This is a genomic window from Spongiactinospora gelatinilytica, from assembly GCF_003236385.1.
In the GTDB taxonomy this organism is placed as follows: domain Bacteria; phylum Actinomycetota; class Actinomycetes; order Streptosporangiales; family Streptosporangiaceae; genus Spongiactinospora; species Spongiactinospora gelatinilytica.
Map to the genome: position 1 here is coordinate 21,446 of NZ_POUA01000052.1, position 6,746 is coordinate 28,191.

The 6,746-nt window shown below is 72.1% G+C and carries 8 protein-coding genes; 5 read left to right on the forward strand and 3 right to left on the reverse strand.

Annotated elements, in window-relative coordinates; all coding sequences use genetic code 11:
• Window positions 1-53 precede the first annotated feature (53 nt).
• A complete protein-coding gene (locus C1I98_RS09665; protein WP_111166736.1) occupies window positions 54-1,052 on the reverse strand; it encodes an alpha/beta hydrolase in 999 nt (332 codons plus the stop codon).
• A gap of 98 nt (window positions 1,053-1,150) precedes the next feature.
• Between C1I98_RS09665 and C1I98_RS09670 the strand changes: the two genes are divergently transcribed.
• From C1I98_RS09670 to C1I98_RS09680, 3 genes are read left to right on the forward strand one after another with little or no spacing between them, the layout of a single operon-like run.
• Window positions 1,151-2,089: an ABC transporter permease gene (locus C1I98_RS09670; protein ID WP_111166737.1), complete on the forward strand. Its 939-nt coding sequence runs from the start codon at window positions 1,151-1,153 to the stop codon at window positions 2,087-2,089.
• Window positions 2,082-2,870, forward strand: coding sequence for an ABC transporter permease (locus C1I98_RS09675; RefSeq protein ID WP_111166738.1), 789 nt, complete (start codon window positions 2,082-2,084; stop codon window positions 2,868-2,870). The genes C1I98_RS09670 and C1I98_RS09675 overlap by 8 nt, the downstream gene beginning before the upstream one ends.
• A 40-nt stretch (window positions 2,871-2,910) precedes the next feature.
• Window positions 2,911-3,714 (forward strand): ABC transporter ATP-binding protein, encoded by an 804-nt coding sequence (locus C1I98_RS09680; protein WP_111166739.1) that lies wholly within the window; start codon window positions 2,911-2,913, stop codon window positions 3,712-3,714.
• On the opposite strand, the gene C1I98_RS09685 is transcribed toward C1I98_RS09680, so the two are convergent.
• Window positions 3,708-4,187, reverse strand: coding sequence for a hypothetical protein (locus C1I98_RS09685; protein WP_111166746.1), 480 nt, complete (start codon window positions 4,185-4,187; stop codon window positions 3,708-3,710). The two genes, C1I98_RS09680 and C1I98_RS09685, sit on opposite strands and share 7 nt — an antisense overlap.
• A gap of 211 nt (window positions 4,188-4,398) precedes the next feature.
• On the opposite strand from C1I98_RS09685, the gene C1I98_RS09690 reads away from it, so the two are divergent.
• Together C1I98_RS09690 and C1I98_RS09695 are read left to right on the forward strand one after the other, a co-directional pair.
• Window positions 4,399-5,028 (forward strand): MFS transporter, encoded by a 630-nt coding sequence (locus C1I98_RS09690; RefSeq protein ID WP_111166740.1) that lies wholly within the window; start codon window positions 4,399-4,401, stop codon window positions 5,026-5,028.
• Between the two features lie 78 nt (window positions 5,029-5,106).
• On the forward strand, window positions 5,107-5,862 hold the full coding sequence (locus C1I98_RS09695) for a YcnI family copper-binding membrane protein (RefSeq protein WP_233507619.1): 756 nt from the start codon (window positions 5,107-5,109) through the stop codon (window positions 5,860-5,862).
• A gap of 57 nt (window positions 5,863-5,919) precedes the next feature.
• Here the strand turns inward: C1I98_RS09695 and C1I98_RS09700 are convergent.
• Window positions 5,920-6,746 (reverse strand): DUF2705 family protein (locus C1I98_RS09700; RefSeq protein WP_199536830.1); only part of this gene is annotated, 827 nt, incomplete at its 5' end.

Below are 6,746 nucleotides of genomic sequence, written 5' to 3' on the forward strand. Positions count from 1 at the left end.
TCATCCCGGCCCGGCATCCGAGGCCATCGCCGCCCCGCCCGGCGAGGTACGGTTCAGCCGCGCCGGTCGCGAGAGCCGTCGATGGCCGCCGGGACCGGTACCGCGCCCAGAAATCGGGCGATGTGCCCGAAGACCAGCCGCGCCTCCGGCAGGACGTCGGCCAGGAGCGCGAAGACGTGCGGCATCCTGCGCCACTCCTCATAGGTGACCGGCACCCCCGCGCGGCGGGCGCGCAGCGCGACCCGGCGGGCCTCGTCCCGCAGCACCTCGGTGGAGCCGGTGACGATCATCAACGGCGGCAGGCCGCTGTAGTCGCCGTACGCCGGTGACACCAGCGGGTCGCGCGGGTCCAGCCCGTCGGTCCAGCGGCGGGCCAGCCACTCCACCCGCCCGGCGGGCAGCACCGGATCCATCCACCGGTTGAACCTGCGCGGGGTGTCGGTCAGGTCCGCCCACGGCGACAGGCAGATTCCCGCGGCGGGCAGCGGCATCCCCTGGTCGCGCAGCGACAGCAAGGTGGCCAGCGTCAGATGACCGCCCGCCGAATCCCCGGCCAGGACGATGTCACCCGCGGCGAACCCGCGATCCAGCAGGCAGCGGTAGGCGGCGTGCGCGTCCTCCAGGGACTCCGCCAGCGTGTGCACCGGCCCCTTCCGGTAGTCCAGCGCGAGCACCGGACGGCCCGCCGCGGCCGACAACCGCCAGGTGATGGACCGGTGGGTGGCGGGCGAGCAGATGAAGTACGCGCCGCCGTGGAAGTACAGCACCGCCTTCTTCCCGGCCGGGCCCTCATCGTGGGCGTCCGCCATGCGCACCCACTCCCCGCCGCACGCGCCGATGCCCTCCTCGGTCACCGTCACATCGTCGGGCAGCCGCCCCGGCAGCCGCTGGGCCAGCTCCACCGCCCGGCAGGCCACCGTGAGCGCCGCCGGATGCCGCAGCAACAGGCTGGACATCGGCTTCATCGTGCCCCGCATCAGCGTGTTCATCGCGGCGGCCTGCCAGCTCACGGGATAGTCCGGGGACACGTCCACGTCGATGTCAGACCGCATGCCGAACCTCCATGAAGGCACTCCCGGCGAAGCGGGCCGCTCCGCCTTCGCGTCGGTCCCCTCTCCTCACGCCCCGGCCCGGTCTTCGGCCGGACCGGATGTCCGCCGAACTCCGCTACCCCGCAAAAGCGACATCACGCGGGCGGCCCCGAAACCAGGTTGCCCACGGTCCGAGGTCACGGCACGATGGAACGCTTGTCCGCAACCCGCCGTGCGCCGTCGCGCCCGCGCGTGCCCCCGGGGAGGCAGTCTTCCAGCTCTACGCCCGCATCGCCTGGTACGGCTTTCGCCGCTACTCCGCGTACCGCGCCGCCGCACTGGCCGGCGCCTTCACCAACACCGTTTTCGGCATCCTGCGCGCCTACGTCCTGATCGCCCTCTGGCAGGCGCGCCCCGGCCTGGCCGGGTACGACGTCGCCGACGCCGTCACCTTCTGTTTCCTCACCCAGGCGTTCATCGGGCCGATGCAACTGTTCGGCGGCGGCCTCGGCATGGCCGAGCGCATCCGCTCCGGCGACGCCGCGATCGACCTGCTGCGCCCGGCCTCCCTGCAGGGCTGGCTGCTCGCCGACGACCTCGGCCGGGCGCTCTACCTGTTCCTGCTGCGCAGCATCCCGCCCACCATCGTGGGCGCTCTGCTGTTCGGCCTGGTCTTCCCATCGTCCGCGGCGACCTGGGCGGCCTTCGCCGTCAGCATGCTGCTCGGCATCGTGGTCAGCTTCGGCCTGCGCTACCTGGTGGACCTGTCGGCCTGCTGGATCCTCGACGACCGCGGGACGGCCCAGGTCTCCCTCGTGCTCAGCCTCTTCTTCAGCGGCATGGTGGTGCCGCTGAACATCATGCCCGGCTGGCTCGGCACGGCCACCAACGCGCTGCCCTGGGCCGCGATGGTCCAGGTGCCCGCCGACGTCTTTCTCGGCAAGATCACCGTGACCGACGCGCTGACCTTCCAGGCCGGCTGGGCGGCCGTCACCCTCGCGCTCGGGGCCGTCATCACCCGCGCGGCCCGGCGCAAGGTGGTGATCCAGGGTGGTTAGGACCTACGCGCTGCTGGCCTGGACCTGGATGCGCGCCTCCGCGCAGTACCCGGTGTCGCTGGCGCTGCTCACGCTGGGCTCGCTCGCCGTCAACGCCCTGGACATCCTGGCCATCTGGGTCATCTTCTCGCACACCACCACCCTCGGCGGCTTCGCCCTGCCGGAGGTCATGTTCCTGTACGGCACGGCGGGCGTGTCCTTCGCCGTGGCCGACATGCTGTTCGGCAACGTCGACCGGCTGAGCACGCACATCAGGTCGGGCGGCTTCGACATCATGCTGATCCGCCCCGCCGCCGCGTTCCTGCAGATGGCGGTGGACCGTTTCAACGTCCAGCGGTTCGGCCGGATCACCCAGGCCGCGGTGGTCCTGGGGCTGGCGCTGGCCGGGCTGGAGGTGCCGTGGTCGCGGGCCTGGATGATCCCGGTGATGATCGTCTGCGGCGTCGTGATCTTCGCCTCGATCTTCGCCATCGCCGGCGCGACGCAGTTCCTGCTGATCAACGCGCCCGAGGTGGCCAACGCCTTCACCTACGGCGGGTCCTCGCTGACCCAGTATCCGCTCACCGTCTACGGTTCGGAGCTGGTGCGGGCGGTGACGTTCGTCGTGCCGCTCGCGTTCGTCAACTGGCAGCCCGCGCTGCTGGTGCTCGGCCGGGACGATCCGCTCGGCCTGCCGCATTGGCTGCGCTACGCCTCCCCGCTCGCCGCCGTGGCCCTGGCCACCGTCGCGATGCTGGCCTGGCGCGCCGGAATCCGCCGTTACCGATCGACAGGGAGTTGAGCAGGCGATGACCACGACTACACCGGCCGGGCAGGCCCCGATGATCGACGTCCAGGAGGTCGGGCGCACCTTCACGATCAGGAGGCGCACCGGGCTGCTGCGCCGCGAGCGGCGGGTGGTGCACGCCGTACAGAACCTGAGCTTCACCGTGCGCGCCGGGGAGTTCGTCGGCTACCTGGGGCCCAACGGCGCGGGCAAGTCCACCACGATCAAGATGCTCACCGGCATCCTCGCGCCCAGTTCCGGGCGCATCCAGGTGGCCGGGCTGGACCCGGCGCGGCGGCGGACGGCGCTCGCCCGCCGGATCGGCGTGGTCTTCGGCCAGCGGACGACGCTGTGGTGGGACCTGCCGCTGCGGGACAGCTTTGAACTGATCCGGCACCTTTACAAAGTAGATCGCGTGGCCTTCCGGCGGCGCCTGGACGAGCTGACCGAACTGCTGACCCTCGGCGAGTTCCTGCGCACCCCGGTCCGCCAGCTCAGCCTGGGGCAGCGGATGCGCGGCGACATCACCGCCGCGCTGCTGCACGATCCGCGGGTGCTGGTCCTGGACGAGCCGACCATCGGGCTCGACGTGGTGAGCAAGGCCGCGATGCGCGGGTTCCTGCGCAAGCTCAACGCAGAGCGCGGCACCACCGTCCTGCTGACCACCCACGACATGGGCGACATCGAGAAGCTGTGCGACCGGGTGATGCTGATCGACAACGGCCGGCTCGCCTTCGAGGGCGGCATCGACGACCTGCGCGCCACCGCGCCCGAGGAGACCTCCATCGAGGACGTGGTGGCCCGCCTGTACGCAAGGGGCGCGCCCGCCGCGGGTCAGCGGCAGGCGAGAGGTCAGTAGTAGGCGCCTTCCTGCGACTCCTCGTAGTCCTCTTCTTCCTTCTCTTCGTGGCGGCCGGCCCAGCGGGAGGGCAGCAGCACCGGAATGAAGAGCAGGACGCCGAGCAGCGCGAAGACACCCGAGGCGAGCAGTAGCCGGCAGCCGCTCACCACCTGGGCCAGCAGCGGGTGCGTCGAGTTGCCGACCGGGATCAGCGAGACGGCCCTGTTCATGTCGAGCGCGTACACGACCGTCCAGGCCAGCAGCGCGAGAGAGGGGACGAACGTGGCGAGCGGCGAGACCCGCCCGGCGACCACCAGCCCGAGGATGAGCCCGATGCCCGCCATCACGCCGAGCGCGGTCCATAACTCCGGGCCGGAGGCCAGCGGCGCGATGTGCCCCTCGCCCAGCGCCCATGCCGCGGCCCAGCCGGCCCCGCCCAAGATCCCCGCGGTGAGCACGACCCCGAGAAGCAGACCCAGGAAATGCCGCATGGCCACCACCTAGCGTCCCGTCATGCCGAGCACGACTCGTGCCGGACAGGTATCGCGAATCGGATTGCACGGTCGCCGCAACCCTAGCCGCAATGCCTCTGACGGTCAGCCGATCTCTGCATACCATCCCAAGTTTCTCCAAACCCGGGCATAGCCGGATATAGAGCACGTCGTACCGGGGAGACGGCCGGCGTGAGAGCATGTGGCTCACATGGGCGCCCGGTTACCCCTCCGCTGTACGCGGGCGGCGGCTTTCTCCGCCGTCTGCGTGATCCTCGCCGCCCTCGGGCACCGGCTGGCGGGCGGAGCCGCGCCGGTGCCGTGGACGATGGCCGCGGGCGGCGGCGGGGCACTGCTCGCCGCGCTGGCCCTGGCCGGGCGGGAGCGATCGGCCACCACCATCAGCCTCGTGCTGATGGGCCTGCAACTCGGCCTGCACGAACTGTTCTCGGTCGCCTCCGGCGCGGCCTCGTCGCTGACCCCGCACGGGTACATCGGCCTCCCCTCGCCGCTGCCGGCCGAAGGCCCGCACCCGCACCTGCAGCCGCCCGGCGGCACGAGCCTCGGCATGCTCATCGCCCACCTGACCGCCTCGCTGATCACCGGGCTCTGGCTGGCCCGGGGCGAGGCCGTGCTGTGGTCGGTACTGCGCCACCTCGCCGCCGCCGCCCGCCGCGCGGGCGCGGCGGCGTTCGCCCGGCTGCTCGGCGCCCCGCCGTACACCGGCCGGCGCCCGCTCGTCCCGCCGCTCCCGGCCGGCGAGCCGCGGGCCGCACTCGGCCGCGGCAGGCCGCTGCACGGCACGGTCGCCCGCAGGGGTCCTCCACTCCCCTCACCCTGACCGCGCCTCCCCCCTTTACGCCGACGGCCACCGATGCCAGCGGCGTGCCCGCACACGTTCCCGAAGTGGAGAACCACGATGTCCCAGATGCCGCACCGGTGCTCGGCCGTACTGCGCCGCGCCGCCGCGCTCGCCGCCGCCACCACCGCCCTCACCATCGGGCTGGCCCTGCCCGCCCTCGCCCACGTGACCGTCAACCCGAACAGCGCCGAACAGGGCGGGTTCACCAAGGTCGCCTTCCGGGTCCCCAACGAGCGGGACGACGCCGCCACCACCAAGGTCGAGGTCCACCTGCCCACCGACCATCCGCTCCCGTTCGTGTCGGTACGTCCGGTCGGCGGCTGGAAGGTGGAGGTGCAGGAGAGCAAGCTGGACAAGCCGGTCACCACCGAGCACGGCGAGATCACCGAGGCGGTCACGAAGATCACCTGGTCCGGCGGGAAGATCGAGGCGGGGCAGTTCCAGGAGTTCGAGGTGTCCATGGGGTTCATGCCCAAGGACACCGACCGGCTGATGTTCCCCGCGATCCAGACCTACTCCAACGGCGAGGTCGTCGAGTGGGACGACGCGCCCAACGCCGACGGCTCGGAACCCGAGCGGCCCGCGCCGGTGCTCAAGCTGGTCCCGGCGGCGGCCGAAGGCGAAGCCGCGGCGAGCCCGTCCGCGGCGGCCTCCCCCTCGGTGGCCGCCGCGTCCGACGGCTCCGCGTCTGCGCGGAGCTCGGAGACCGGGGGCTCTGACAATACCGCGCGCATCCTCGCCGCGGTCGGCATCGCCGCCGGTGTCATCGGTACCGTCATCGGGCTGTTCGGCCTGCGGCGGTCGCGGACCTGACGCCGGCCGAGCGCCGGGCCCTTCACCACCCTCCCCGAGCGAAGGGCCCCGCGCCGCTCACGCCGTGACGTCCCGGCCGCCGAACCGCGCCCAGGCGATCGAGCCGAAGACCACGGCATAGCACAGGAAGACCACGAGCCCCTGGACCATCGTCCCGGTGTTCACCGGATCGCGCAGCACCCCGTCGAAGTCGGTCAGCCACGACGTCAGCAGGTACGGGTCCAGCGGGGCGAGCTGCGGAATGGCCGAGAGCACCTGAGAGACGATCAGGATCACCGCGGTGGCCGCGATGGCGCCGATCGGCGCCTCGGTCAGCGTGGAGAAGGCCAGCGCGAGCGCGGCCACCGCCGCCATCCCCGCCGCGACGTAGCCGACCACCACGAGGATGCGCAACAGCCCCTCCGACAGCGGGATGGTGCTGCCCGACAGCAGCGTCACCGGCCCCATCGGGAAGAGCACCAGGCCGGTGATCAGCGCGGAGACCGCCACCACCGCCGTGGCGGCCAGCCCGTACACCGCGGCGTTGACGTACTTCACGGCGAGCAGCCTGGTCCGCCCCGCCGGGGCGGTCAGCAGGTAGCGCAGCGTCCCCATGGACGCCTCGCCCGCGACCGCGTCACCGGCGACCACTCCCACGGTCAGCGGCAACAGCAGCGGCACCAGCACGTACAGCGAGACGAACGCCAGGGCCAGCCCGTTGCCCGCGACCATGACGATCATGTCGTTCGCGACCTCGTCGGTGCCGAGCATCGCCAGCACCACGCCGATCACCACCGGCACCACGGCCAGCACCGCGAGCATGACCAGGTTGCGCGGGCGGCGGAAGGTCAGGCCGAGCTCCGAGCCCAGCAGCCGCCACACTCCCCCGCCCGCGCAACCTGGTC